The following is a 24,548-nucleotide window of genomic DNA, read 5'->3' on the forward strand; positions in this document are numbered from 1 at the left end:
TTATGCCAAAAAAAACAGCTAAGCGCCCTTCTTTATTTAAATCATTTAAGCAAAGTGTATTTAATAAGTTATTAAAAAATAAACATTTAAAAAACTCAATTACACTTGAACACAGAACAATTTATGTATTGCCATCATCCCTTGGTTGGTATTTTATAGTTGTAGCTATTTTAAACTTTGTGATGGGCATTAATTATCAAAATAATTTAATTTTAATAATGTCTTATCTTATGTTTGTGGTAATGATTATTGCTGTATTAATGGGCTACAGTAACGCTAAAGGCTTAACAGTTAAATTTAAAGATGCATTTAACAGCTACGCTCCTCAAAAACCGAGTATTGTATTTGAATTACAAAGCCCTTCAGTAACCCAATCTATTAATTTAACATATCAAGGTAGTGAGCAAACTCACAAACATACCGGCCAAGTTGATAGTAAACCTCAGGTACTTACACTCAACTTACCCTACAGCTCACGCGGTAAGTACTCAGTGCAACGTATTAAAATAGCGAGTAACTATCCCTTTGGTTTGATAACTGTTTGGAGCTACATTCAATTACAAGAAGAAGTATTTGTGTACCCGTCACTTGAACAGGTTCACTGTGATGCGCATGTTTCTATGCTTGATGAGCAAGCCGATAAAGGTATTTCTACACAATTTGGTAGCGAAGAGTTTGAGTCTCTTATCCCACATTTACCTGAGATGGGCTTGCAAAGAGTGTCGTGGAAGCATTACGCAAAAACACAGCAGTTGTTAGTTAAAGAGTTTGTAGACTTTAAAACAGCGAATGCGCTCTTCGATTTTACGTTAATGAATGGAGATACAGAACAACGGTTAAGCCAGTTATGCTTTTTAGTGTGTGAAGCAACCGAGAAAAACACCCCTTTTATGTTAAAGCTACCGAATAAAACAATAAATACAAATACCGGACAGCAACATAAGCAGCAATGCTTAGAATTCTTATGCTCATTTAATGGTGATGTGTAATGGACATACTTAAAAACGAAAAAGTAATAAATTATTCGCTGTCTTTTATATATGCATGTTTGATTGTATTTTTTGTATCACATTTACCGCTTGTTTTTGTTGGTGTACTTTCACTTATTTGTGCATGGAACTTTTACATAACGCTGAGTAATAAACCAAAGCCAAATGCTTGGCTGGCAAATATACTCGCAGGTGTGTCACTCGGTTTAATGCTCTACACAGTAGGCATGTCGGATACGGTTATTTTATTTGTGGCCATGCTGCTACTTGCTAGTTTATTTAAGCTGCTACAGGCTAAAACCAAAAAACACTATCATGTAATTACAACGCTTACGTTTTTTTCACTCTCATCTGTGTATTTATTTAACCAAAGCATTTTAACGACTTTAACTGTTAGTAGTTTATACATATTAAACTTTGCAGTACTTGGCCTACTCGAGTCCAAACATAATTTAAAAATCGCCTCTAAGCAAAGTGGTAAATTGCTACTTTTAGCGCTTCCGTTAGCTATATTTTTACTGCTTTTTTTACCAAAAATGCCCGCCTTTTGGCAGCTTCCTGGACCTAAGCTTGCTAAAACAGGGCTTTCTGAACAAGTCGATCCATTCGATATTGCTAAGCTTTCAAATTCTGACGAGCTTGTATTTAGAGCTATATTTAACGAAGAAAAACCTGTAGCGCCTTATTATTGGCGAGCAATAGTCCATGATGAGTTTAATGGCAATGCGTGGCTTACGTCTGACTTTTTAAAATATAATAATGTAAAAACAAATACGCAGAGCGAAAATGATGAGCAACTTATTGCAAGCTACTCAGTTATTACAGAGCCTGCTACACAAAAATGGCTCTATGGTTTAGCGTATTCAAGTAGTAACTCACCAAATGTTGAAGGTAATTCGCTAGGTTTATTGCGTAAAAAAAGTCGCCAAGCTAAAAACTTACAATACAATGTAAATAGCTTTAACTTCACAACTTTACCGCTTGGCGAATTTGAAGAAAAACGCTACAAATACCTCTCCAATAAAAAGAATGTAAAAACATCATCACTTGCTAAAAACTTAAAGCAAAATACACACTCTGACCGCGATTTTTATAATCGCTTATTACAGTACTTTGCAGGTACGGGATTTACTTACACATTAACACCCACTCCTATGAGCGGCGATAACACCATAGATCAATTTTTATTTGATAATCAACGTGGCTTTTGTGGCCACTATGCCAGTGCCGCTGCGTACATTTTTAGAACCGCAGGTATACCCGCTCGACTAGTAAGTGGCTATTTAGGTGGCGAATTAAATCAAGATAATAATACGCTCACTGTTCGCCAATACGACGCACACGCTTGGGTAGAAGTATTTTTACAAAACGAAGGTTGGGTTATTTTTGATGCAACCGCCGTTGTTGCACCAGAGCGTTTAAATGGCTCACTTTCGCAGAACGAAGAGCTGAATGACGAATTTAAAAGTAACCTTGATTTTGGTTTAGTGAGTTTAAGTAATTTCCCCGCTATTAATTGGTTAAGGTTGGAACTTGAAAACCTCGATTATCAATGGTCTAGCTGGGTACTTGGTTTTGACGAAGAAAAACAAAATGATTTTTTAAAATCGATTTTTGGTAGTAAAAACATTTGGCTTGTACCATTAATAGTTTTACTAACAGCTGGTTTTTGTTTTATAGGTTATTTTATTTATTTAAACTTGCCAAAACGCCCGTCTAAATTAGCGCCTATGGTTAAAGAGTTTTATGAAGTAAAAGCATGGGCTAAAAAACAAAAAATAAATACACCCGATAATTTAACACCGAGTCAGCAGTTAGACTTTTTTGCTGATCAACTTCCTCGTTCTGCACAATCTATAAACACTTTTAGGCAGTTATTTAACCAAGTACGCTATGGTAAAAAACCTTTTACGAAAGAGCGTAAAACTCAGGCTAAAGATCTGATAAAATTAATTAAAATTTCCAAATAGAGAATACTATGAATGCTGTTGTTATAGGCGTTATTTTAATGCTCGGGCTATCTCTGGCTCGCGTTAACGTCATTGTTGCCATGATCATAAGCGCGTTAGTTGCAGGTCTTACTGCAGGCTTGGGTATAAAAGAAAGTGTAGATGCGTTTAATTCTGGCCTTTCAGCTGGGGCTGAAATTGCACTAAGCTATGCTATGCTCGGCGCGTTTGCCGTTGCTATTTCTAAGTCGGGTTTAACACGTATTCTCGCTGATAAGCTACTTGCTAAAGTAAATGCAAAAGGCAGCGGTAATGAAACATTTTTAAGTTACTTCATTTTATTAATTATTTTAGGTTGTGCAATTTCTTCGCAAAACTTAGTACCTGTACACATAGCGTTTATTCCTATTTTGATCCCACCGTTACTCGTTGTTTTTAATCAGCTAAGATTAGACAGGCGTGCTATAGCGTGTATTTTAACATTTGGATTAGCAACGTCTTACATGGTGCTTCCTTATGGTTTTGGCGGTATTTACTTATATTCTATTTTGCACAAAAACCTAGTTGATAACGGCCTAGACATTGTAAATACACAAGTCCCTGTGGCGATGATAATTCCTGCATTAGGTATGTTTATTGGGTTACTTATTGCGGTATTTATTACCTACAAAAAACGCCGCGAATACACCGAGCTCCCATTAACAACTGTGAGTAAATCTGCTGAGGTAGAAAACCCTAAAAAAGTAATGATTGTGGGGCTTTTTGCAGTACTTGCCTCACTTGTTGCACAAAACCTAAGTGGCTCAATGATTTTAGGTGGCTTAGTAGGTGTAATGATATTTAGTGTTTTTGGTGTAGTTAAGTGGGAAGAAAACGGCGACGTATTTAGTAAAGGCGTTGCGATGATGGCCATGATTGGCTTTATTATGATATCGGCACAAGGTTTTGCATCGGTTATGCAAGCCACTGGCGATGTAGCAAGCTTAGTACACAGCGCAGCCGCCCTTTTTGATGGTAATAAACCTTTGGCCGCCGGTGTTATTTTGTTAGTCGGGTTATTAATTACAATGGGAATTGGCAGTTCGTTTTCAACAGTGCCTATTATTGCAACTTTGTTTGTTCCTTTATGTTTAGACCTTGGCTTTTCTGTTATGGCTACCGCTGCGCTTGTTGGTACTGCGGGCGCTTTAGGTGATGCAGGCTCTCCTGCTTCAGACTCAACGCTTGGCCCAACATCGGGTTTAAATGCCGATGGCCAGCACGACCACATTAGAGACTCTGTTATTCCAACGTTTATTCACTTTAACATACCGCTGCTGATATTTGGCTGGATTGCAGCAATGGTACTTTAAAAAGTATTTATGTAAGTATTAATAAATGTAATTAAAAGCTAAATATAACCAAAAAGGTATGTTAAAAGCATACCTTTTTAGTATCCAAATCCAACAACTCTCACCCCTATCAATTCCCTTCAGTTTGATTACTTTTTTAGTTAATACTCACTCTGTTCTTGAGGTTATACTTTATGAATGCTTAGTATGATGTGTTCTTTTAATGGGGTTATATAAGCACCAATTAAGGTGCTTATATAAATTTACTTTAGCGCATATTCAAAGCTTTAAGTTAATCAAAACCATAAATCATTTTATCGCATACTACCGGAGTCGGTCTGTGGTTATCATCAACTGCAACAAAGGTAAAGCTGCCACTAATGGCTGAATGCTTATCGTCTTTGTGCATAGTTTCTAATAATATATCTACGTCAACTTTTAAGCTGGTGTTACCTACATGCACTACTTTAGCTATTAACTCTGCAAAAGTACCTGCAGGTATGGCTTCTTTAAAGTCGACTCTATCAGAAGATATAGTTACCAAAGGCTTACGGCAAAAACGAGTCGCGGCTATAAATGCCACTTCATCCATCCACGCCAGTGCATCACCACCAAATAAAGTATTGTGATGATTAGTACGCCCTGGAAACACGGTTTTAGTTACCGATGTGGTTGAGTCTTCAATACGCTGAGCAATTATTGCATCGCGATTTACGTCAGTCATAATCTCTACTTTTTGTTTGCTAATGTATCTTGCATTAGTAATGCAGGATCAAGGCGTTCGCCTTTCCAGTTAAAACGCCAATCTAGGTGAGGACCCGTTACACGTCCAGTTGCACCAATTTCAGCCACTTTGTTACCTTGCTCAATTTTATCACCCACTTTAACATCAAGCTTACTTAAGTGAATGTAAGTTGAGGTAATACCATGGCCATGATCAATAATTAATGTTCCGCCAGAGTAGTATAAATCAGGTTCAGCAAATACCACGGTACCACTAATAGGCGCGTAAACAGGAGAGCCCGTTTTATTCGCGATATCTAAGCCAAAGTGCGGACGACGAGGCTCGCCATTAAAATAGCGCTGACTACCATAAACACCCGATATGCGCCCTTCTGCAGGCTTTAAAACCGGGTCTAAAAAGTACAATAAATCAGAGTCTACTTCTCTGGCTTTTCGCACAGCAACTGCTTCGCGGCTTATACGCGCACTAACTTCTTTTGGTGGAGATACATATTTTTTAGCTACGCCGGTAATTTTATCAATTTTATATTCGCGCTTTGTGATAGCTATTGGCTGTGAATGCGATTTACCATTGTTATCTACCCATTTTAAAGTATGAGTAGTTTCAGCGTCACGACCAAAACCAAATACAAAGTCACCCTTTGGTGAAAGTTTTAAGCTTTTGCCATCTAAGCTTACTGATTTAGCGTTTTCTAGCTTTCCAGTAACTAAACCGCCTTGTGTTAAATGTCCTTTTAACTCAAGCGCCATAGCACTAAAGCTAGCAGAGGCAACAAGCGCTGTTGCTAAAAGTGTTTTAAACATAACTAATCGATCCTTTTCCAACACCTTCATAAGCCGTTACTTTCACTGCTTTTTCTGGGTATTGGGCTTTAATTTGGCCAGCTACATGTTCAGCAATACATTCTACAGTGGTATCTACTGGCAAAATGTCGCAACGAGACTCGCTTATAGCCATTTCAAAATAGCCTTGTGCCGATATATAAGCAAAACATACATCACCCGCTTTGGCTGTTATGTGTTTTAAATCAGCAGCGTTAATTTGATCTTCACTGGTGGCTAAGTAAATATCTTCCCACTTTTGAGACCATTCTTTTTGCAAGCGCGGCATAGAAATACCATCTAGGCTAATACCAATTTGAGAACGATGCCCATGAATAATACGCTGGCAATTACCGTCATGCTTTTTAAGGCCATGGCTGTAATGATAGTAAAAACTTTGGCTGTGTTCAGGCTTAAGAGACAGCTCAATTTTTTCGATGTTATCTGGTAGCTTCGGTAAAATAGTCGCAATTAAAAATTTGGTAACCGATTCAACAGTTACTTCATCTGCGTTAATCATGCAATAAGCTTGATGAGGAGCGCTCATAGCTAAGTGATTATTTTCACCAAATGTACAGTCGAGTGTTTTATGCTCGTCAAATTCAGATACAGTACCATTAAGCCCTGTAGGAATTGCTAAACGGTGATCAATACACTCATCTATAATGCCTTTAATTTGCTTTTTAACTAAACCAAAGTCTAAAACCATAGACTCTTCGTTAAGTTTACCGTGCAAAGTTAAATCAACAATCCAGCTCTCGCCAACGGCGCCGCGTTTGTTACATAAGTAAGAAAAATCAATCACAGTTAGTGAGTTAACAAAAAGGATCATAAACTTCCTTTAGACTGGTTATAAGACAGCGTTAATTATAATGATTTCTGATTGTAATTGCGCGGTTTTATAGTGCAAAAACCAATCGCGTTGATTGATTGATGATTTAATATGCAATATTTTGATTTTTTAACTGCTCCGAGTTGTTTAGCGTACAAGTGTACGCTAAAGTACTTGGCAATTTCTAAGCGAAGATAAGTGTTATGGAACCTAAAAATAGCTATACAAAAGAAGAGTTGATCCTGTGTGGTCAAGGTGAAATGTTTGGTGAAGGTAACTGCCGTTTACCAAGTGACAACATGTTAATGATGGATCGCATTACCTCTATTACTGCTGATGGCGGTATTCATGGGAAAGGCGAAATTGTTGCTGAGCTTGATATTGACCCTAGCCTTTGGTTTTTCGATTGTCATTTTAAAGGCGACCCAGTAATGCCAGGTTGTTTAGGCTTAGATGCTATGTGGCAACTAGTTGGTTTTTACTTAGGTTGGTCTGGTGGCCCTGGTCTTGGCCGTGCGCTAGGTGTGGGTGAAGTTAAATTTACTGGCCAAATTTTACCAACTAATAAAAAAGTAACTTACCGCCTTGTAATGAAACGCGTAATTAAACGTAAATTGTTCATGGGTGTTGCAGATGGCACTGTAGAAGTAGATGGCCGAGTAATTTACGAAGCAAAAGATTTAAAAGTGGGCTTGTTCCAAGACACTAGCGCGTTTTAATTTTTAAATGCGTACAAAAAGGCCTCCAACGTGGAGGCCTTTTTGCTTAAATTCGATTATTGATTTTAGGTTTTGTACATGTTGCGGTTTTCAATCGCTTCACGCCAACCTCCTAACCACTCTGATTTGGGATCTACTTGTTGATAAGGGCATAGCTCTTTTGAGCGACCTGCTAAACCTGCTTTAAAACCTTGAGAATGAGCTCTTTCTAAACGATCTCTTTTCTGTCTCTTCATCGGTAATATCCTCACCTTTTTATTTGTATATTGTGTAGCATTAGTGAAATCTACATTTAATGAATAGTTAATAAAAATGTAAAATTCAAATCGTAAAAGCAATTAAATTGTTTGACTTTAACTAAGCTGCTGATGCAAAAATGAATTAACATTTAAAAAAGTAAGTGGTCATACAACATTTAATTTGACCGGTTTTATGCTAAATAAAATGCGACTCAATAATCGCTAAAAAGCACTTATGTGCTTTATTTGTGACCGACTAATATTGACTAAGTTCCAAACAAAAATGTAATCGTGACACTTTTATTTCATTAATCTTAAATTAGTAGCCCGCCCCTAACTTGAAGTATTTTTAAACAATTTAAATTTATGCTTGATTATTTAAAGTCGATCGGTCTAATATATGTACATGAACAAAAATACATCAACACCAATACGCCGTGGTCGCCCACCTAAAATAGCCAGAGAGAACGCCGATACCAAAGCGTTACTTATTCGTACGGGCCTAGAAACCTTAACTGAATTTGGCTTTAGCGCCACGGGGCTCGATACTATTTTAAAAAAAGCGGCTGTACCTAAAGGCTCCTTTTATCATTACTTTAAAAGTAAAGAGGCCTACGGCATTGCCCTAGTTGATGCATACGACAGTTACTTTATTGCAAAGCTTACCCATTACCTACAGCAAGAAGATGTTCCCCCACTTGAGCGAATCGTTAATTTTACCCAAAGCGCAATTAAAGGAATGAAAAAATACGATTACAAACGTGGCTGTTTAGTAGGTAACTTAAATCAAGAGCTTAATCATTTAAGTGATGAGTTTAAAACCAGATTAATGCAAAGCTACACCGCTTGGCAAAACCATGTAGAGGTTTGCTTAAACCAAGCTAAGCAACAAGGCACTATTGCAAGCCATGTAAATACAAAATTGATGAGTGAGTACTTTTGGATTGGCTGGGAAGGTGCGGTTATGCGCGCCAAGCTCACAAAATCAAATACTCCACTTACTTTGTATACAGAAATGTTTTTACGCGCATTATTAACCTAATGCGTTTTTATTTACCACTTAAAAGACGATCGGTCTAAAAGGATATCCCATGAGTAACCCAATTAAAGCCATTGTTATTAATAAAGAAGATAATAACTACAGCGCCTCATTAAAGACTATCGAAAGCAGTGATTTACCAAACGAAAACGTTTCTATCGACGTGCTATACAGCACACTTAACTATAAAGATGGTTTAGCAATTACTGGTAAAGGCCCCGTTGTACGCAGTTTTCCTATGGTGCCAGGTATTGATTTAGTGGGTACGGTTACAAATTCCACCAGCGATGAATTTAAAAACGGCGATAACGTAATATTAAATGGCTTTGGTGTAGGCGAAAAACATTGGGGCGGGCTTGCTCAAAAAGCGGCACTTAATAGCGATTGGCTAATCCCCTTGCCTGCAGGTATTTCTCCAAAACAAGCGATGCAAATAGGTACAGCCGGTTATACCGCTATGCTAAGTGTTATAGCTCTTGAAAAACAAGGAATAAACCCTGAATCTGGCGAAATACTTGTAACAGGTGCCAATGGTGGCGTAGGCAGCTTTGCTATTTATTTATTAAACCAGCTTGGCTACAACGTAACAGCAGCTACGGGTCGATTAGATCAAAGTGAATATTTAAAAGAGTTAGGTGCTAAACAGGTAATTGACAGAAACGAGCTTTCAAATCCTGGTAAGCCTTTGCAAAAAGAGCGCTTTGCAGCGGCAATAGATTCAGTAGGTAGCCATACACTTGCTAATATTTGTGCATCATTAAAGTATGGGGGTGTAGTAACCGCCTGCGGACTTGCCCAAGGCATGGATTTACCTGCCTCAGTTGCCCCATTTATATTACGTGGTGTGTCACTAATAGGCATTGATAGCGTAATGCGCCCTAAAGCCGACAGAATTGAAGCGTGGGATCGTTTAGCAAAATTAGTAAACGCTGATTATTTAGATAAAATTTCGACAGAAATATCACTAGAACACGTAATTGATAACGCAGAGCTACTTATGCTAGGCAAAATTCGCGGTCGTGTTGTAGTTAATTGTCAAAGTTAAGCTATTTACTCTGTTAAAGCCTCGTTATTAAATTTATAATGCAATTTGTATTTTAATAACGAGGCAACACCTATGAGCAACCAAGAACTTTTCAGTAATAATCCACTGCAAGGCGTTAAATTAGAACAAGTGGTTGAAGAGCTGGTTGAACAATACGGGTGGGAGCTCCTACACGCTTATTTACAACTTAACTGCTTTAAAAACAATCCTGATATAAAGTCAGCGGTTAAATTTTTACGTAAAACACAATGGGCACAAGAAAAAGTAGATAACTTTTACCTTTATCGCCTAAAAAACTTACCTAGACCTGATGATGTGCAATACGAATTACCGCCACGTGATCGCGTGATCCCAGCTGATCATAAACCTGGTGAGCCATGTGAGTTAAGTTTTAGTGACGCAAAACGTATTATGGAAAAAAAAGCATCAAAGCAACGTGCTCGTGATCGCAAACAACGCTCTAATTCTAGTAACCCTTGGGGTAACTAAACACGCTAATTTAATTTTGTAGAGCTATTTTAAATGGCTCTACAACTCTCTTTTATTAATTTTTATTACATCCACACCATATAGCTAAAAATAGAAATCAATAGCCTCGGTTTTTCCAAAAATCTGTTTCAGTACGCTCTAGCTCTAATGCCACCTTAAAAGTTTTATCAGCAATAATTTTCCCATTTAGCTCAATCGTCATACGCCAATCACCCAATTTATTCTCTATTGGCAACCAAAGCGTGTCGCCTAAATAAAAGTTCCAATCACTGTTTTTAACGTATACATCGCCTTCAAAGGGGTCCATTACATCACCGTGACTGTCTGGAATATCTGGATGATATATACAATAGTGAAGCTTTTCGCCTTTACCCTTTTTAATATTTACGATTAAGCCAAACTCAACATCTACCTCAGCTATTACATGTGTTGTAAATTGCTCTATTTGTGGCAATGCTTTGCTTTCGCTATCCCACTTAGAGTAAATACCGTGACTTTGTAACGTCACTACAGGTTTTGTTTTAGCCATTAAGGTAACCTTTTATATTAGCTATTTTTGCATTAGTTTAACTTTTTGAATTTTTAAAATAAAACACAATCCAATAAAGTTAAATCTCAACTTAGCTTTAATACTTCGTCTATTTACATCATTGCTAATTTGTCATCATTGTTTACACATTATTTGCACAATTGCTGATTATTGTTTGAGTAACTTAATTGATCAGGTAAGCAGCAATGAAACTACACGCACTTAATAATAATCGAAATAGGGTAAATGCTATAAAACTAAGCACCTTGGCTCTAGTTGTTTCATCGTTAGTTGCTTGCGGAGATGGCGAAGGCATAGTTGATACCTCAACAACTACAGATTCATCACCAACCACCTTAGATAACGGTACAGGTACGAGTAGCTCAACCCAAGGCGTGCTTTGTGAATATAGCTACAGTGAATATAACGAGTCAGTATCAGTACAGGCCACCAGCGCTGCAGATTGGTCATGCACAGGAACTACACGCGACATAGTCGCTAATGGCATACCTGATCACGAAGTAGGTACATTCCCTAATGCCGATAACCCAAATACTATTTCTGAACAATCAGTAAATGAAAGCTACACACTTGAGCCTGTAGAAACAACACAAGCAACCATGCTTGGTGGCCCTCGTGGAACGATAGGTGTTGTACTTAACGGCATTAAAATAGACGCCGGCACAGGCGGAAGTTGCGATGATTCAGGCACCGATTGTGATTTAAGCGACAACAGCGGTAATTGGAATATAGAAGCTTTAAGCCAAGACACGTTTAATTTTGGAACAGACGACAACAATGCACACGTACAACCCGATGGCACATATCATTATCATGGTATGCCTGAAGGCTTTGTAACACTGCGAGGTGGCAATAGCTCCACTATGACTCTAATAGGCTGGGCAGCAGATGGCTTTCCTATATATGCACGTTACGGCTATGCAGACTCAAATGATGCAACTTCAGCGCTAACCGTAATGACCGGTAGCTACCAACACATAACATCTGTAAGCGCAAACCGCCCTTCTACCGATATATACCCATTAGGTACATTTGCACAAGATTGGGAATACGTAGCAGGCTCTGGTGATTTAGATGAATGTAATGGCCGCGTTGGCGTAACACCTGAGTTTCCTGATGGGATATACCACTACTACGCAACAGACACTTACCCGTTTTTTCAACGCTGCGTTAAAGGCGAAGTTTAATTAGGAGTAAGTTATGCCTTATATGAAAAATTATCTGTTAAGTGTGACCACATTGGGCTTATTGAGTACATCAACATTAGCAAACGCGCATTTAATGGTTGCAGAGCACGGTACGCTGAATTTTGTTGATAATAACGTGTTTATTGTGCTTTCAATCCCTATGTCGGCTTTTAAAGGGGTTGATGAAAACAAGGATGGCAAAGTGTCAATAATTGAGTTTAACGCTCATAAAAAACTAATAACTAAGCGAGTTAAAAAGAACGTTTATTTAGCGGATCATCAGTATAAATTTACTATTGACGGACTTTTGCTAAACCCAGAAGCGTCGCATACACATAAAAGCGACAATATAGACCAAGTAACCATTACTGGGCGCTACTCTATGCCCAGTAAATTAACCAAAGTTAACTTTAACGTTAAGCTATTTAGTAACAATGAGCACAAGCAGCATTATCAAATAACAGCGACTAATATAACGCAAAAACTTACTCATCAATTTGAGCTATCACCAACGTCGCCCTTTAGTAAGGTGTTTTAATAATTAGTAATACTTACCAAATAATTAAGTAGCAAAGAGTACAATTTGAACAAACTTGTGCTCTTTTTTATCTTTGTCTTCTTATTTAACACTCTTTAGTGAAGGGTTCTTTCTATAAAGATACAAGCTTGGGGTTTTTAGGAAAGTAATGCTCTTGTTGCTGCTCACATAAACTAAACTCACGGGTGTTTTTATATGGCAACTTCATAAAGCCCGCAACACCCACGTCCGTAATATTTACTGCGTATTGCATAAGTTTATTAAGAAGGCGTTTAAACTCAACCTCTTTGCTCGAATCGAGTAAGCGGTAGTAATGGTGAATCTTCATTCTGTCCGGCAGTGCTTCAAAAATAATACAACCGGTATGATGAATTTGGTTAAGCTCAAATACACACTTAATAACTTTTTTAGGTAGCTGTAGTTGCTCGTCAGGGTCTTTACCGTCTTCAAAGTATGAATGCGGGCGGGTTATGTCATTTGCTTTCATACTTACTACTTCGTATTCAAGCTCTGGTAGGCTATCAAACTTAAATGCCCCCGTGCCATCTCGCTCTAGTTGAATAGTTTTACGGGCATCAAACAAACAGCACTTAAATAGCCCTTTTTGATTAATCGCTTGCGCAAGCATAACTGTATTATTAATCGCATCACTAAAGGCATCACCCAATGATTCGTCATGCATAATTAAAGACGATTCAACAAATAACGACTCATCTCTCCAATGAAAACTAAGCCCACCTACTACAGGGTACTTAGCTAATCGGCTTATAGATGCTAAAAATGCTTTTTCGGTATCGCCTGTATCAAACAAAAACTCTTTGTAATAACGGTCAAGTTGCGCGTCGTTTATATCTAGTAATTGCTGGTTATGATCGGCTTGGCGTAAAAACTGTTTTCGTGAACTATATACCACCGTGTCGGGCTGCTCGTCGTTGCCATACCAAAAAGGAATATCTGCTTTTCTTTGTTTTTTATCAAGCTCAGGTAAATACATTTTGGCCATAGTTGTAATGTTACGCATAAAGTAATCACCAGCACCATCACGTATGGCCTTACTTTTTGACAGCATGCCATCAATCACCTTAGCCAGCTCTTTTGGGAGCCCTAAGCTGCTTGCAGGGATGGCTTGCGCACCAAAGCGACACGACTGCGCCGACGCTAGCGCATATAAAGTAGCGGCTACACCTTGTTCGTCAAATCGTGGGGATGATTGCTCCCCCGACATTTGCGCTTCACCAATAAAGTACACATCGCCCATACGCGCATTCGTTGTGCTTAAATCGCCCGACATTAAATCCATAAAGTTACTCGCAATAGGATTACCATCACTATCTAACTGTGCATACACAGAGCTACCCCAATCGACTAACGACAGCGCATCAGTGCTTGCATCCCATACAAGGTTTGAAGGCTTTATATCGCCATGCACTATAGGTTGTGGGCTAATGCCATTTTTATGACTGCGTAAATCAACCAGTACATTACGAAGCCTAACCGCGAGCGCCATTATTTGCGCGGCACTAAAGCGCCCTGTTTTAAGCGATACTTTTTCAAGGTCCTCTCCAATGGCGCGTGCCATCATTAAAATCCCTTGTTTTTTAATACGTTCAAAAGCATAAAAGGTAGGCACTAACGGATTATCAATTTGCGAAAGCATATACGCTTCATCTTCTAAGCGGTCACGCACACTTTGGGCAAGGGTAATACGCGAAAACTTAAATACCCAAGGTAAGCCGTTATCGTCATCTCCTGCAAACACAAAACCAAAAGCACCCGAGCCAATCATTTCTACATTTTTGTACCCCAGCAGTGTTAACTGCTTAATACAAATGTTAAGCCACTGACGGTGCTTTTTAGCATCGCGGTGCGAAAGCAAATAAACAGATTGCTCTTCGTTGATATAAAAATTGCGGATTTCTTTGGCTTTCAATACGGGCTCTCTGTCTGTTAGTGTTATACAGTTATTTAAAGCACTCGATTATTAGTTTTATGTAATAAGATTACAATAGCGTGCGGCGTAGTTTTTAAGTTACCCATCTTTACTCACCCCTAAATAATTACAAATAACCAACAAATGTTGCATCCAATAAATTATCTAAGCCGTATTTAACATAGCTGCATTAATAACAAATACATTAGATAGGGATTTTAGTCATGAGAACATTAGCAATTTTAGCGCTAGGCACTTTGTATAGTGGTTATAGCTATGCAAACATAGAAAAATTAACCGTTTATGGTCACAGAGATGGGCTAATTGGTGAGTCAATCAGCGCATCTAGCGGTATTATTGGTCAAGGTGAAATTCAGCAGCGCCCAATGTTAAGAAGCGCCGAAATGTTAGAGTTAATCCCAGGTATGGCGGTCACTCAACATAGCGGCTCTGGTAAAGCTAATCAGTACTTTATTAGGGGGTTTAATTTAGATCACGGCACCGACTTTGCCACCAGCATAGATGGCATGCCAATTAATATGCGCAGCCATGGCCACGGACAAGGTTACACCGACCTAAACTTTATAATCCCTGAGTCTATTTCAACTATTAACTATCAAAAAGGCTCATATAGCGCAAGCCAAGGTGACTTTTCAACCGCTGGTAGTGCTCAATTTCAACTTGCTGATAACCTAAAACATCACCAAGTTGAACTCAGTATAGGAGAAGATAATTATAGACGCGCTGTTGTACTGGGATCTACTAACATTGCAACAGGTAAGCTCATTGCAGCGGCAGAATGGCAAGGCTATGACGGCCCATGGGATGATATAAACGAAGATGTAAATAAAAAGAATGCCCTACTGCGCTATGTTGGTAAAGCTTTTAATGGTGACTTATCAATAAGTGCCATGGCATACGACAATACATGGAATTCAGCAGATCAAATTCCACAGCGCGCTATATCACAAAATTTAATTACTCAATTAGGCTCTCTTGACACCACACTTGGCGGTAGCTCTAGCCGTTATAGCTTATCGAGTAACTGGCAGGGCGAGCATATAAAAGCCAGCGCTTATGTAATTAATTACGATTTAAACCTGTATTCAAATTTTAGTTATTTTTTAAATGATCCAATTAATGGCGATCAGTTTAATCAGCAAGATAGCCGAAATATTTATGGAACAGATATAAGCTACCAGTTTGAAACCAAAACATCAGATATAAACATACAACATACCGTAGGTATTGAGCTTCGCCACGACGACATAGATAACGTAGGGCTTTATAACACACAAGCAAGAGAGCGACTTAGTACGGTTAGGCAAGATGAACTAAAGCAAACGAGCTACTCAAGCTTTTGGGAGTCTAAACTTTTACTTACTCCAAAACTTGAAGCAACCGTTGGCGTTAGGTACGACTATTTTGATACAAACGTAACTAGTATTACCGCCGTAAATTCAGGAAAAGCAAAGGATGATTTAGTAAGTTTTAAAGGGAGTTTAAATTACCGTTTTACAAATTTAGTAGCTGCATATGCTAATTGGGGACAATCTTTTCATTCAAATGATGCGCGCGGATCTACTATTAATATTGACCCTGTTACCGGTGAGCAAGCAGAGCAAGTTGACTTATTAGTTAAAAGTGAAGGCGCTGAAATAGGCGTCCGATTTGCTGATGAGCAAAAGTTTAATCTATCAGCTGCACTTTGGTGGCTAACACTCGACTCAGAGCTTTTATTTGTTGGCGATGCGGGTAACACAGAACCAAGTGATGCATCTAAGCGTTACGGATTAGAAATAAGCGCTTATTATTGGATTAACGACAGCTTTAGTATCGACGCAGAAACCTCGTTCACGCATTCACGTTTAGATATTAATGACAATAATGATTATATAGAAGGTGCTGTTCCGGTTGTTGCAAGTACAGGTTTAAATTGGCACTTAAGTGAGCAATGGCAGTCATCAGTTAGAGTTCGCCATATTGGCAAACGTACATTAACTAGCGATGGTGACGAGCGTTCGGAGCCTTTAACAGTAGTAAATAGCGCAATTAGCTATGAGCAGACTCACTGGAAAGTAAACTTTGAATTACTTAACTTATTTAATAGCACCGACCACGATATAGATTACTATTATGCATCGCGTTTACCTGGCGAATCAGCACAAGGCGTTGAAGATAACCACTTTCATCCAATAGAGCCAAGAACAGCGCGACTAACATTAAGCTTGTTATTTTAGTATTCATTGAGATTTACAGTGGCACTGTATATAAAAACAGTACCACTGTAAAACATACCCTTAGCCAATAAGTATCTTAGTAATTAATCCGATGCCTCAACAAGCTGGCTGATGTTACTCAACAATGCGAAGTTGATTTATTGAGTTAACAGTAGTGCCTTCACCAAGCGCCGGTAAGTTTTGTACAGAGCTGCAAGCACTAAGTGTTAATACACTTAAAAGAGTAAGGTATTTCAAGATATAACATCCTTTTTTATAAGTAGATGTTAATAGTAACATTTATATATTTTAAGTTTCTATAAAAGAAACAAATTTAGCCCAGTCAAGGGCTAAATTTGTTATATTTTAAAAGTATTCGTTATGGGGCATTTCGCTGCGATGGATTTGATTTAAAGCTTTTTAGCATCTGCTCAGGATCTTCAACGCCACTCTGATTTTTAGCCGCTTGCGCCCACCAAACCAATTGCCCAAAAGTACGGTGAAAATAATTAAACCACGATGACTGCTCTTCACCAACTTGCACAGATCCATTATCATTAAATACTTCTTGTGCTTTTGGTACGTGGATCATTGCTGATACAGGTAAGCAGCCAAGCTCTGATAAAAACGAGCGCATACTTATTGCCGCTCTGAGTCCACCCCATTGCCCAGCAGAATAAGTAACAATAGCACTGGGTTTGTACGAAAAGAGTGAGCTACCAAAGTGATTAAGTAAGTCAGCGAGAGCTGGGCTCATACTGTGATTATATTCAGGGCTAACCATTACATATCCATCAGCCGCTTTAATTTTATCAGCTAAAGTATTTAGCATTGAAGGCGCCTTACCTTGAGCATAGGCAAAATGCGGTTTAAAAACTTGTTCACTTGGGTAATCAAGTGCATCTATAAGCTCAAACTCATGTTCGGAGAATTGCTCGTTTAAGCACTCCATGCAGGCTTTAGATATTCTCTCTCCTAAGCGAGCTGGTTTTGGTGGCGTGCTGTTACGCACTGTCCCTAAAAACACTAAAAACTTCATATGTAACCCTCATATGTATTGAATAACAGCTAAACACTAACACTTTTAGCTATTGTGTATTACACATATCCGTTTTTTATTAATTTAAAACACTAATAATTAAATTTAAAACTGCGCTTTAGCAACCACACACTGTTAAAGGTTTTGTATCATGTGCTTATTTTGTCGTTCTCCATACTTTTTGCACATTTAGCCAGTAATATGCCACAGTATAAGTACACCAAAACCTATACTGAAAAGGATACAAGTAATGGGCTCAAATAATTACAGCGCGTTTGCAATCATTGTTACCGCAACAGTTTTAACTCTAAGTGGCTGCGACGACTCACCAACTAATAAAAATACTAAGCAAGTCAGTAGCTCTCTTAGTGAAGTACAAAAAACGAATCAAACAATAAATTTATCTATGTTTAAAAAAGGGGCCTTTTTATCTGAGCCTAACATTGTTGATTGCGAAACGGCGCAAGGAACTAAAACTAAGTGTTATGAGTTAATTACATCAGGCGCACCCGCAGGTAGAGAGCCAGGTCCATTTTGCCCGCGCACATCGACCGATGGCGCTGATGTAACTGGCAGTTGGTTTAGTAAAGAAGGTACTGGTGATTTAGTTGATTTAACAGGCCAATTTATTCTCAAGCTTGATGAATACTACGGCGATGAAAAGTGGGTACTTTACGACACTAAAACAAATGAAATTAGATATACAGCTACAAAAGAGTCTTGCGCTGGTGCAGCTCGCCCTGATGTTGAAGAGCAATATAAACAAAATTGTATTGAGTGTGAACTTTCGTATTTAGAAGATAATTTTTCATTAACGTATTTAATTCCTGTTACACCTATTCCAGCATCTGATACTGGCCGATTAAGAACAGTAGGTATAGCACTAGACGGTACTGAGCTATCAGGGCCTGCTCCAATTAATGCAATTTTAGAGAGCTATACCATTGCGGCATTTGATGATTGTGGTGGCCATATAAATTTACACCAAGGTTATCACTATCACTCTACCACTGGTTGTACTGACTCAGCTGCTACAGAAGATGGACATGCACCTCTTATAGGTTATGCAATAGACGGTTATGGTATTTATGCAATGCGTGATACAAGCGGTAAAGAAGAGTCACTTGATGAATGCCGAGGTAATACAGATAAAGTAAGGGGTTATCACTACCACGCAGCCAGTCCTAGCGAAAATATGTTTATAGGGTGCCTACATGGAGAATCAGTTAGGCCTGCAGGTGGACCACCGGGTGATCACAACGGTCCACCGCCAGGCCATGATCCTGAAAAGCATTAAAAAGGAGTTGTTATGTTTATAAAAAGTAGTTGTTTAAGCGTGTTTGGTATGGCTTTACTTGCAGCACCCACATTTTTAAATGCTCATGCAGGGCCGTTAAATGGTGTTGCAGTTAAAGCTTGCGCAGATAAAGTAAAATCTCAATCATGTAAATACGAAGGCGGCCATAACGATTTATATATTGGCAGCTGCCAGTATATGGCTGATGATTTAATGTGCGTACGAAGCCAGCCGATTCAAAAAATTGATAATGGAATTTCCGCCCCTATAAAAAGCCACACTCACGAAAAAAAAAAGAGTGATTTAAAAACCAACGTTAATAAAGCTATGTAAATTTAGGGCTAATTTTTATTGATAAACTCTTAATAAGCAGCACAACCATTTTATTGTGCTGCTAACTTTTAACGATATAGATAGCTCAGACCAATACCACTCCAAAACACGTTTTTTAAGGTTTGATCACCCACAAAGCGCTCAGCATTTTTATTAATTGCCATGGTGTAGCTAGTATATGCGTATACTTCAAGCTGCTTAATAACTTTATACGATACGTTAGCTGTAAGCTTAAGGTTGTTAATACCATTATGGCCATCACTTACATAACCTGCATTAAACCCTAGCCCCGTTTGAAAATCGATATTAACAGCTTCATTTATCTCGTAGCCTTTGTTTATCGCAAGCTCTATAAATGTGCCTTGAGAATCAAACGAATAATATGCGCTGCTAGTGAGCTGAAATTTATCATCGTAAAAATACGAAAAATCTAAGCTAACCTCATTGTCGTGAGCATTAGAGGTATTTTCACGGGATCTTAAATGGTTGTAACCAATAAACATATCAACGGTATTAAATAACTGAGTTGCGTAAATAGCATTTAAGTTAAACTCGGTATAATCGCTATCAACACCCGTCGCAACCCACGGAATAATAGTTATTTCATTATAATTGAATTCAGTTGCGATTGAGGCAATACCTTTACTCGCTAAATTGTCACGGCCCTCACTTACATATCGGCTTTCCCAAAGTGGATGCACATGAAAATCAAAACCGTCATCAACATAAGCTGTACTTGCCTCATCTAGCTTAATATTTCCGCCAACACCTAATTCAGGCTCAAGTGCATGAACGTCTTGGGCCTGCACTTTAGCTAAAAGAGATGCACAAATAAGAGCTGCAAGCAAAGTACTCAATAACGTTTTATTCATTTATAGATACCTAAAGCCAAAATATATGCGCGTAAAAAATAGTCGCACATAGTATTTCGCAATATAAAAATAAGCTATCAGTATTTAATAATTTGAATTTAAAAGATCAGGAAATCTAGCATTCATACATTTTTTATTCGCCACAATTTAAGGGTACCAAATAAGTAAAATGACCCATAAATGCAGCAGATTATCGAGCTTATAATCCAAAATTGAATAGAATTCTGATGAACGATTTGGCTTGAAGTTAAAAAAGGAATGATTAAACCCGCAATACCTCGTATTAAATACATTGCGGTTATTAATACGAGCGCAGTTTTTAAAAGTGGCAGTTTTAAAATGACGCCCGCACCAGAGAGCGCATAAAAGCCCCAAATAGCAATAATAACTGAAATAGCTAAAGTTACATAAGTAGGATACATACTACCCTGCTCTGCCATTTGAGCCATTTGCTCACCAGCACCCAAAAGGCGATACCAGTCAGGCCCTCCAAAAACACAGGCTACATGTAAAAGTGATGCTATAAAGCTTAAAATGCCTGCTGTAAATAATGTATTATTATTCATGTAATTATAATTTAATGACTCATGTAGGCAACAAAGCCAATTAATAGCACGTAAAAGCTAAACCCGAGCACACAAATTAAATAAACATTTTTAGCTTTATTCGCCTTAAACGATACGTAATCGGTAATATCGCTTTTAAACTTACCAAAGGTAACTATTTTTAAAATAGTACAACCTGTTGAGTAAATAAAAAAACCTAAAATAGTCTCTACCATTAACCAAATAAACAGATCAAATGCAAAACTCATAACGTTCATCCAATAAACACTGTAAAAATAGCCTATCAAATATTTATTAGATTACAAACCTATTACCATCATTAAGGTGTAACAGTAAATTTCGTTAAACCTATTAACTGACCTGATTCGGTGACTACTTTTACTTGCCACTTACCAACAGAGTCTTTAGGAAAGTTTACTTTGTGTGTCCACGCTCTATAACCTAGTTCTCTCCCACCGTTTATATTTAACGTGATCCGATCAACTTCTTTTTTATTATGAAGCCACACATGAAATATTTTTTCGTTTAAGCCTCTTGGTGCTTTAACAGCAGTCCAACTATATAAACCTTGATGGTGCAGCGTATAAGAATCTAAGTGTTTAATACTCCCTACTGGCTTTTTATGCTGTAAATCAACTTCATGAGCTAACGTAATATCGGTTAATCGCAGTGCTGCAGGAGGCACATAGCTTCTTAATTGCCACACTGCTGTGCTTAAAGCACATAAAATCAATACAAGAATAGGAAAACGCCACCAGCGAGCATTAGGCATTAAATTGTTTAAACTCGGAAGAGTAACCACTACAGCAGTTACAAGTGCGGCAGCTAAACTTTGGCTCGTTGTAAGGTTTAACAAAATAGGTAACGTAACAAGCAAAACAACAAATAAAGCAAAGTTATGAAACACGCTAAATAGCGTGCGGTTTCTAGCAAGTTTTTTATAATAAAAGGGATCGATAACCGATATAACTGCACACAAAGCAATAAGGGAAGTAAAAATTGCTTGAGGATGATCCCACTGCGTAACAGCTAAAAAAAATGGCAACGCAAAAAATAGGCTTTCTTGTTGCACCATTTGTAGCGCAAAACGCATTACATTAGGAGATACAGCCACACCAAACTTTTCTTCTACTTTATCACGCAGCCAATTATCAATAATTAGCCACAACCAACTAATAAGTAAAAATATTGCAATAAATTGCGAAAAAGACTCTTTTCTATCTACAAGTACAAAGCTAGCAACGCCCGACAAAAACGCCAACACAGCCAATAATCCAGGCCGCTTTTGCATCGCGCTTATAAATTTAGCGATTATATTTTTACAGTAATCCATGTATGAGTGTTTCCGTACGAGTACGTACTTTATTATTTTTATTCAGAGTATGATTAGTTTAACCAAGTTTAAATGAACAACAGATAGATGAATGGATTTAAACGCCCCATTTAACAGTACATCAAACTAACCATTTTAATTAAATAAAAGCCCTGCATAGCGCGTCATTGGTACGTTTATTAATTTTTGTAACGCGTGAGCCTTAGCAAGTAATTCATCCTCACTAAGTGCAGGCATTCTATTGTTAAAAGCGAGCACAATTTTATTACCGCCTTCAATAATAAAACTAAGAATCTTTCCTGCAAATTCTTTCTCAAGTAGTTGATCAAACGCTTCCCTCTGCCCAATTTTGGTATGGCAAATATTAAGTACTAAAACACCATCAAAAGTGAGCGCATTTTTACAATCGCGTAAGTAGGATGATTGCACCTGATCTGACTCCATCCCATCTGAGCTATATAAATCAGAAAAAATAACATCCGTTTTTATCTGCGTGTTTTTCATGTAGTTTGCCGCATCATCAATATGAATAAACAAACGTTCTGACACGGGAACTTCAAAATATTTTATAGCCATATCAGCAACGGCTTTACGATATTCAACGGTATGTATAGTCAGCGCGGGAAACGCATGATAAAGACTTTTTGCGATAGAGCCCGCCCCAAGTCCCATTATCATCGCGGTTTTTAAATTTGGTATAAAAAAAAGCGCAGCCATCATAGCTTGCGTATAAGCTAAGCTTAACCCGTTAATATTATTTAACTTAATACAGCTTTGATAAATTTTTCCGTCAAAGCTGAGAATTAGATTCTTTTTTGTTTGATATACATAAACAGGGCCATGCTCATCAATAGTTGATGCAATACAAGTGCCTTTGATATCCACGAATACTCAATAGGTGAAGTGATGAAAAACGAGTATAACTTAGTTAACGTACTACCATTGCTACTAATATGACTAATAACGCTTTTATTAATTTACAAGCATTTATATACGTACTCAAAAAAGTCGGTTTATCATTTAGGCTAGATGAGCTGAAGTATCTGCTTTTATAGTGAATTAAAACTTTCCCAGTGATGACTCTTAGTACAAGCAACGACTTAACCTACTAAAAATTTGGCTAATGTACTGTTATAGCAATAAAAAACCCCTTTGAATATTCCTCATGTTTAACATGAATAAAGTACACGCCAGCACCAAAGAAGTCTAAACGGCTAAACATCCATGCCTTATTTTTATCGATTTGTGCCTTTTTTTCGTCAATTACTACGTAATCGAATTTAACAATAATGATTAATGAATATGACTCATGTTTTATGTGAAATTAAACCGTTTTTCTTCATATGCCAATCCACGTATAAATTACTCATCCCTTAGCGCTAAACACTATTACTAACAACTTAAAGCCGCTGAATACCTAAACCAGCTAAGCCAGCTAAGTAAGTTGCAAGGTTAATAAAGCGCAGAGCATCAATCAGGTTTAAATTATAAAATTGGATATAAACACGATGAAAAAAGATTTTACATTTAATATTAAGAGCGTTTCACTCGACGAAAATTATCATCCATCAACTAATACGCGTATCACAACCAACTTTGCTAATTTAGCCAGAGGTGAATACCGCAAAGCAAACTTGCGTAACGCCTTAAACATGATTAACAACCGTTTTAATGCCCTAGCCCACTGGGATAACACCAAAGGTGAGCGTTATGCTGTAGAGCTTGAAATTGTCTCTGTTGAGATAGGTATTGAAGACGGCGGCGAAAGCTTCCCATCAATCGAAATATTAAAAACAAATATTGTTGACCATAAAACTAATAAGCGAATTGAAGGCATTGTAGGAAACAACTTTTCATCGTATGTGCGCGACTACGACTTTAGCGTACTCCTACAAGAGCACAATAAAGGAAAGCCTCAATTTAGTATTCCTGATGACTTTGGGGTTTTACATGGCAAGCTATTTCAGTCATTCGTAAATTCGGATACATACAAACAAAACTTTAAAAAACCACCGGTTATATGCCTAAGTGTGTCAGATAACAAAACCTACAACCGCACCGAAAACCAACACCCGGTACTTGGCGTTGAATACGAACCAAATGAATCGTCTTTAACTGAGCAATACTTCAAAAAAATGGGCTTGCAGGTACGTTACTTTATGCCGCCAAATAGTGCTGCGCCTTTAGCATTGTTTTTCTTTGGTGATTTACTTAATGATTACAGCAATCTTGAGCTTATAAGCACCATTAGTACGATGGAAACGTTTCAAAAAATCTACAGACCAGAGATTTATAATGCCAATGCAACAGCGGGTAAATCATATAAACCAAACTTAAAAAACTTGGATCACTCACTAACGCAAATTGTGTATGACCGAGAAGAGCGCGGCAAGTTAGCAAATGAACAAGGCAAGTTTGCACAAGAGCATTTTATCAAGCCGTACCAAACGGTTCTTGAGCAATTCTCTACTCGCTATCTGTCATAA

Annotated in this window: 26 protein-coding genes; 13 read left to right on the forward strand and 13 right to left on the reverse strand. The window is 37.9% G+C overall.

Annotated features, from left to right (window positions below; all coding sequences use genetic code 11):
- Positions 1-2: 2 nt before the first annotated feature.
- The 3 genes from H5089_RS01005 to H5089_RS01015 are packed head-to-tail and all read left to right on the forward strand — an operon-like array spanning position 3 to position 4,290.
- Positions 3-989 carry a DUF58 domain-containing protein gene (locus H5089_RS01005; protein WP_182695960.1) on the forward strand — a complete coding sequence of 329 codons (987 nt, stop codon included), beginning with the start codon at positions 3-5 and terminating at the stop codon, positions 987-989.
- The gene (locus H5089_RS01010; protein WP_182711261.1) at positions 989-2,959 is read left to right on the forward strand and encodes a DUF3488 and transglutaminase-like domain-containing protein; all 1,971 of its coding nucleotides are present in this window, start codon (positions 989-991) and stop codon (positions 2,957-2,959) included. Before H5089_RS01005 ends, H5089_RS01010 begins: the two co-directional genes overlap by 1 nt.
- An 8-nt stretch (positions 2,960-2,967) precedes the next feature.
- Positions 2,968-4,290: a Na+/H+ antiporter family protein gene (locus H5089_RS01015; protein ID WP_182694104.1), complete on the forward strand. Its 1,323-nt coding sequence runs from the start codon at positions 2,968-2,970 to the stop codon at positions 4,288-4,290.
- 271 nt (positions 4,291-4,561) lie between these two features.
- On the opposite strand, the gene H5089_RS01020 is transcribed toward H5089_RS01015, so the two are convergent.
- The 3 genes from H5089_RS01020 to H5089_RS01030 are packed head-to-tail and all read right to left on the reverse strand — an operon-like array spanning position 4,562 to position 6,667.
- Entirely contained in the window at positions 4,562-4,993 is a 432-nt protein-coding gene (locus H5089_RS01020; protein ID WP_002960891.1) for an acyl-CoA thioesterase, read from the reverse strand.
- Between the two features lie 5 nt (positions 4,994-4,998).
- Positions 4,999-5,817 (reverse strand): M23 family metallopeptidase, encoded by an 819-nt coding sequence (locus tag H5089_RS01025; protein WP_182693902.1) that lies wholly within the window; start codon positions 5,815-5,817, stop codon positions 4,999-5,001.
- Positions 5,810-6,667, reverse strand: coding sequence for a 6-carboxytetrahydropterin synthase (locus tag H5089_RS01030; RefSeq protein WP_182695963.1), 858 nt, complete (start codon positions 6,665-6,667; stop codon positions 5,810-5,812). Before H5089_RS01030 ends, H5089_RS01025 begins: the two co-directional genes overlap by 8 nt.
- A 203-nt stretch (positions 6,668-6,870) precedes the next feature.
- On the opposite strand from H5089_RS01030, the gene fabA reads away from it, so the two are divergent.
- Positions 6,871-7,386, forward strand: a complete 516-nt coding sequence (fabA, locus tag H5089_RS01035) for a bifunctional 3-hydroxydecanoyl-ACP dehydratase/trans-2-decenoyl-ACP isomerase (RefSeq protein ID WP_002960896.1) — start codon at positions 6,871-6,873, stop codon at positions 7,384-7,386.
- A gap of 65 nt (positions 7,387-7,451) precedes the next feature.
- On the opposite strand, the gene rmf is transcribed toward fabA, so the two are convergent.
- Positions 7,452-7,622: a ribosome modulation factor gene (gene rmf, locus H5089_RS01040; protein ID WP_002960897.1), complete on the reverse strand. Its 171-nt coding sequence runs from the start codon at positions 7,620-7,622 to the stop codon at positions 7,452-7,454.
- A 409-nt stretch (positions 7,623-8,031) separates the two neighbouring features.
- Here rmf and H5089_RS01045 point away from each other — a divergent pair, with 409 nt between their 5' ends.
- The 3 genes from H5089_RS01045 (at position 8,032) to H5089_RS01055 (ending at position 10,198) form a co-directional block, all read left to right on the forward strand.
- Positions 8,032-8,667: a TetR/AcrR family transcriptional regulator gene (locus H5089_RS01045; protein WP_007582758.1), complete on the forward strand. Its 636-nt coding sequence runs from the start codon at positions 8,032-8,034 to the stop codon at positions 8,665-8,667.
- 49 nt (positions 8,668-8,716) lie between these two features.
- Positions 8,717-9,709 (forward strand): MDR family oxidoreductase, encoded by a 993-nt coding sequence (locus H5089_RS01050; RefSeq protein ID WP_182711262.1) that lies wholly within the window; start codon positions 8,717-8,719, stop codon positions 9,707-9,709.
- 72 nt (positions 9,710-9,781) lie between these two features.
- The gene (locus tag H5089_RS01055) at positions 9,782-10,198 is read left to right on the forward strand and encodes a VF530 family DNA-binding protein (RefSeq protein WP_002960902.1); all 417 of its coding nucleotides are present in this window, start codon (positions 9,782-9,784) and stop codon (positions 10,196-10,198) included.
- 97 nt (positions 10,199-10,295) lie between these two features.
- Here H5089_RS01055 and H5089_RS01060 read toward each other — a convergent pair whose 3' ends face one another.
- Positions 10,296-10,727, reverse strand: a complete 432-nt coding sequence (locus H5089_RS01060; RefSeq protein WP_182711263.1) for a DUF3859 domain-containing protein — start codon at positions 10,725-10,727, stop codon at positions 10,296-10,298.
- Between the two features lie 206 nt (positions 10,728-10,933).
- Between H5089_RS01060 and H5089_RS01065 the strand changes: the two genes are divergently transcribed.
- Together H5089_RS01065 and H5089_RS01070 are read left to right on the forward strand one after the other, a co-directional pair.
- The gene (locus H5089_RS01065) at positions 10,934-11,935 is read left to right on the forward strand and encodes a YHYH protein (protein ID WP_182711264.1); all 1,002 of its coding nucleotides are present in this window, start codon (positions 10,934-10,936) and stop codon (positions 11,933-11,935) included.
- A gap of 13 nt (positions 11,936-11,948) precedes the next feature.
- Positions 11,949-12,473, forward strand: a complete 525-nt coding sequence (locus tag H5089_RS01070) for a hypothetical protein (RefSeq protein ID WP_182711265.1) — start codon at positions 11,949-11,951, stop codon at positions 12,471-12,473.
- 112 nt (positions 12,474-12,585) lie between these two features.
- On the opposite strand, the gene H5089_RS01075 is transcribed toward H5089_RS01070, so the two are convergent.
- On the reverse strand, positions 12,586-14,403 hold the full coding sequence (locus H5089_RS01075; RefSeq protein ID WP_182711266.1) for a protein kinase domain-containing protein: 1,818 nt from the start codon (positions 14,401-14,403) through the stop codon (positions 12,586-12,588).
- Positions 14,404-14,627: 224 nt separating this feature from the next.
- Here H5089_RS01075 and H5089_RS01080 point away from each other — a divergent pair, with 224 nt between their 5' ends.
- Positions 14,628-16,643 carry a TonB-dependent receptor gene (locus tag H5089_RS01080; protein WP_182711267.1) on the forward strand — a complete coding sequence of 672 codons (2,016 nt, stop codon included), beginning with the start codon at positions 14,628-14,630 and terminating at the stop codon, positions 16,641-16,643.
- A 114-nt stretch (positions 16,644-16,757) separates the two neighbouring features.
- Here H5089_RS01080 and H5089_RS20195 read toward each other — a convergent pair whose 3' ends face one another.
- Both H5089_RS20195 and H5089_RS01085 read right to left on the reverse strand, forming a co-directional pair.
- Complete coding sequence (locus tag H5089_RS20195; RefSeq protein WP_259396022.1) at positions 16,758-16,880, reverse strand: hypothetical protein; 123 nt, start codon at positions 16,878-16,880, stop codon at positions 16,758-16,760.
- 121 nt (positions 16,881-17,001) lie between these two features.
- The gene (locus tag H5089_RS01085) at positions 17,002-17,661 is read right to left on the reverse strand and encodes an NADPH-dependent FMN reductase (RefSeq protein WP_182711268.1); all 660 of its coding nucleotides are present in this window, start codon (positions 17,659-17,661) and stop codon (positions 17,002-17,004) included.
- A gap of 250 nt (positions 17,662-17,911) precedes the next feature.
- On the opposite strand from H5089_RS01085, the gene H5089_RS01090 reads away from it, so the two are divergent.
- Positions 17,912-18,958, forward strand: coding sequence for a YHYH protein (locus H5089_RS01090; RefSeq protein WP_182711269.1), 1,047 nt, complete (start codon positions 17,912-17,914; stop codon positions 18,956-18,958).
- A 12-nt stretch (positions 18,959-18,970) separates the two neighbouring features.
- Entirely contained in the window at positions 18,971-19,291 is a 321-nt protein-coding gene (locus tag H5089_RS01095) for a hypothetical protein (protein ID WP_182711270.1), read from the forward strand.
- Positions 19,292-19,359: 68 nt separating this feature from the next.
- Here H5089_RS01095 and H5089_RS01100 read toward each other — a convergent pair whose 3' ends face one another.
- From H5089_RS01100 to H5089_RS01120, 5 genes are all read right to left on the reverse strand, one after another.
- Complete coding sequence (locus H5089_RS01100; RefSeq protein WP_182711271.1) at positions 19,360-20,163, reverse strand: hypothetical protein; 804 nt, start codon at positions 20,161-20,163, stop codon at positions 19,360-19,362.
- A gap of 122 nt (positions 20,164-20,285) precedes the next feature.
- A complete protein-coding gene (locus H5089_RS01105) occupies positions 20,286-20,729 on the reverse strand; it encodes a hypothetical protein (protein WP_076926014.1) in 444 nt (147 codons plus the stop codon).
- 11 nt (positions 20,730-20,740) lie between these two features.
- On the reverse strand, positions 20,741-20,977 hold the full coding sequence (locus tag H5089_RS01110; RefSeq protein ID WP_182711272.1) for a hypothetical protein: 237 nt from the start codon (positions 20,975-20,977) through the stop codon (positions 20,741-20,743).
- Positions 20,978-21,048: 71 nt separating this feature from the next.
- Entirely contained in the window at positions 21,049-22,062 is a 1,014-nt protein-coding gene (locus tag H5089_RS01115) for a DUF5924 family protein (RefSeq protein WP_170070933.1), read from the reverse strand.
- A gap of 135 nt (positions 22,063-22,197) precedes the next feature.
- Positions 22,198-22,947: a spermidine synthase gene (locus H5089_RS01120; protein WP_182711273.1), complete on the reverse strand. Its 750-nt coding sequence runs from the start codon at positions 22,945-22,947 to the stop codon at positions 22,198-22,200.
- 623 nt (positions 22,948-23,570) lie between these two features.
- Between H5089_RS01120 and H5089_RS01125 the strand changes: the two genes are divergently transcribed.
- Positions 23,571-24,548, forward strand: a complete 978-nt coding sequence (locus tag H5089_RS01125) for a DUF1852 domain-containing protein (protein ID WP_007582790.1) — start codon at positions 23,571-23,573, stop codon at positions 24,546-24,548.

The sequence above is a fragment of the Pseudoalteromonas sp. SR45-1 genome (assembly GCF_014163655.1).
GTDB classification, from domain to species: Bacteria; Pseudomonadota; Gammaproteobacteria; order Enterobacterales; family Alteromonadaceae; genus Pseudoalteromonas; species Pseudoalteromonas distincta.

What these genes read in the sequence shown, in the direction of transcription:
- H5089_RS01005 (WP_182695960.1), top strand. Translation starts at nt 3, where the DNA reads ATGCCAAAAAAAACAGCTAAGCGCCCTTCTTTATTTAAATCATTTAAG.
- H5089_RS01010 (WP_182711261.1), top strand. Translation starts at nt 989, where the DNA reads ATGGACATACTTAAAAACGAAAAAGTAATAAATTATTCGCTGTCTTTT.
- H5089_RS01015 (WP_182694104.1), top strand. Translation starts at nt 2,968, where the DNA reads ATGAATGCTGTTGTTATAGGCGTTATTTTAATGCTCGGGCTATCTCTG.
- H5089_RS01020 (WP_002960891.1), bottom strand. Translation starts at nt 4,993, where the DNA reads ATGACTGACGTAAATCGCGATGCAATAATTGCTCAGCGTATTGAAGAC.
- H5089_RS01025 (WP_182693902.1), bottom strand. Translation starts at nt 5,817, where the DNA reads ATGTTTAAAACACTTTTAGCAACAGCGCTTGTTGCCTCTGCTAGCTTT.
- H5089_RS01030 (WP_182695963.1), bottom strand. Translation starts at nt 6,667, where the DNA reads ATGATCCTTTTTGTTAACTCACTAACTGTGATTGATTTTTCTTACTTA.
- fabA (WP_002960896.1), top strand. Translation starts at nt 6,871, where the DNA reads ATGGAACCTAAAAATAGCTATACAAAAGAAGAGTTGATCCTGTGTGGT.
- rmf (WP_002960897.1), bottom strand. Translation starts at nt 7,622, where the DNA reads ATGAAGAGACAGAAAAGAGATCGTTTAGAAAGAGCTCATTCTCAAGGT.
- H5089_RS01045 (WP_007582758.1), top strand. Translation starts at nt 8,032, where the DNA reads ATGAACAAAAATACATCAACACCAATACGCCGTGGTCGCCCACCTAAA.
- H5089_RS01050 (WP_182711262.1), top strand. Translation starts at nt 8,717, where the DNA reads ATGAGTAACCCAATTAAAGCCATTGTTATTAATAAAGAAGATAATAAC.
- H5089_RS01055 (WP_002960902.1), top strand. Translation starts at nt 9,782, where the DNA reads ATGAGCAACCAAGAACTTTTCAGTAATAATCCACTGCAAGGCGTTAAA.
- H5089_RS01060 (WP_182711263.1), bottom strand. Translation starts at nt 10,727, where the DNA reads ATGGCTAAAACAAAACCTGTAGTGACGTTACAAAGTCACGGTATTTAC.
- H5089_RS01065 (WP_182711264.1), top strand. Translation starts at nt 10,934, where the DNA reads ATGAAACTACACGCACTTAATAATAATCGAAATAGGGTAAATGCTATA.
- H5089_RS01070 (WP_182711265.1), top strand. Translation starts at nt 11,949, where the DNA reads ATGCCTTATATGAAAAATTATCTGTTAAGTGTGACCACATTGGGCTTA.
- H5089_RS01080 (WP_182711267.1), top strand. Translation starts at nt 14,628, where the DNA reads ATGAGAACATTAGCAATTTTAGCGCTAGGCACTTTGTATAGTGGTTAT.
- H5089_RS01085 (WP_182711268.1), bottom strand. Translation starts at nt 17,661, where the DNA reads ATGAAGTTTTTAGTGTTTTTAGGGACAGTGCGTAACAGCACGCCACCA.
- H5089_RS01090 (WP_182711269.1), top strand. Translation starts at nt 17,912, where the DNA reads ATGGGCTCAAATAATTACAGCGCGTTTGCAATCATTGTTACCGCAACA.
- H5089_RS01095 (WP_182711270.1), top strand. Translation starts at nt 18,971, where the DNA reads ATGTTTATAAAAAGTAGTTGTTTAAGCGTGTTTGGTATGGCTTTACTT.
- H5089_RS01100 (WP_182711271.1), bottom strand. Translation starts at nt 20,163, where the DNA reads ATGAATAAAACGTTATTGAGTACTTTGCTTGCAGCTCTTATTTGTGCA.
- H5089_RS01105 (WP_076926014.1), bottom strand. Translation starts at nt 20,729, where the DNA reads ATGAATAATAATACATTATTTACAGCAGGCATTTTAAGCTTTATAGCA.
- H5089_RS01110 (WP_182711272.1), bottom strand. Translation starts at nt 20,977, where the DNA reads ATGAGTTTTGCATTTGATCTGTTTATTTGGTTAATGGTAGAGACTATT.
- H5089_RS01115 (WP_170070933.1), bottom strand. Translation starts at nt 22,062, where the DNA reads ATGGATTACTGTAAAAATATAATCGCTAAATTTATAAGCGCGATGCAA.
- H5089_RS01125 (WP_007582790.1), top strand. Translation starts at nt 23,571, where the DNA reads ATGAAAAAAGATTTTACATTTAATATTAAGAGCGTTTCACTCGACGAA.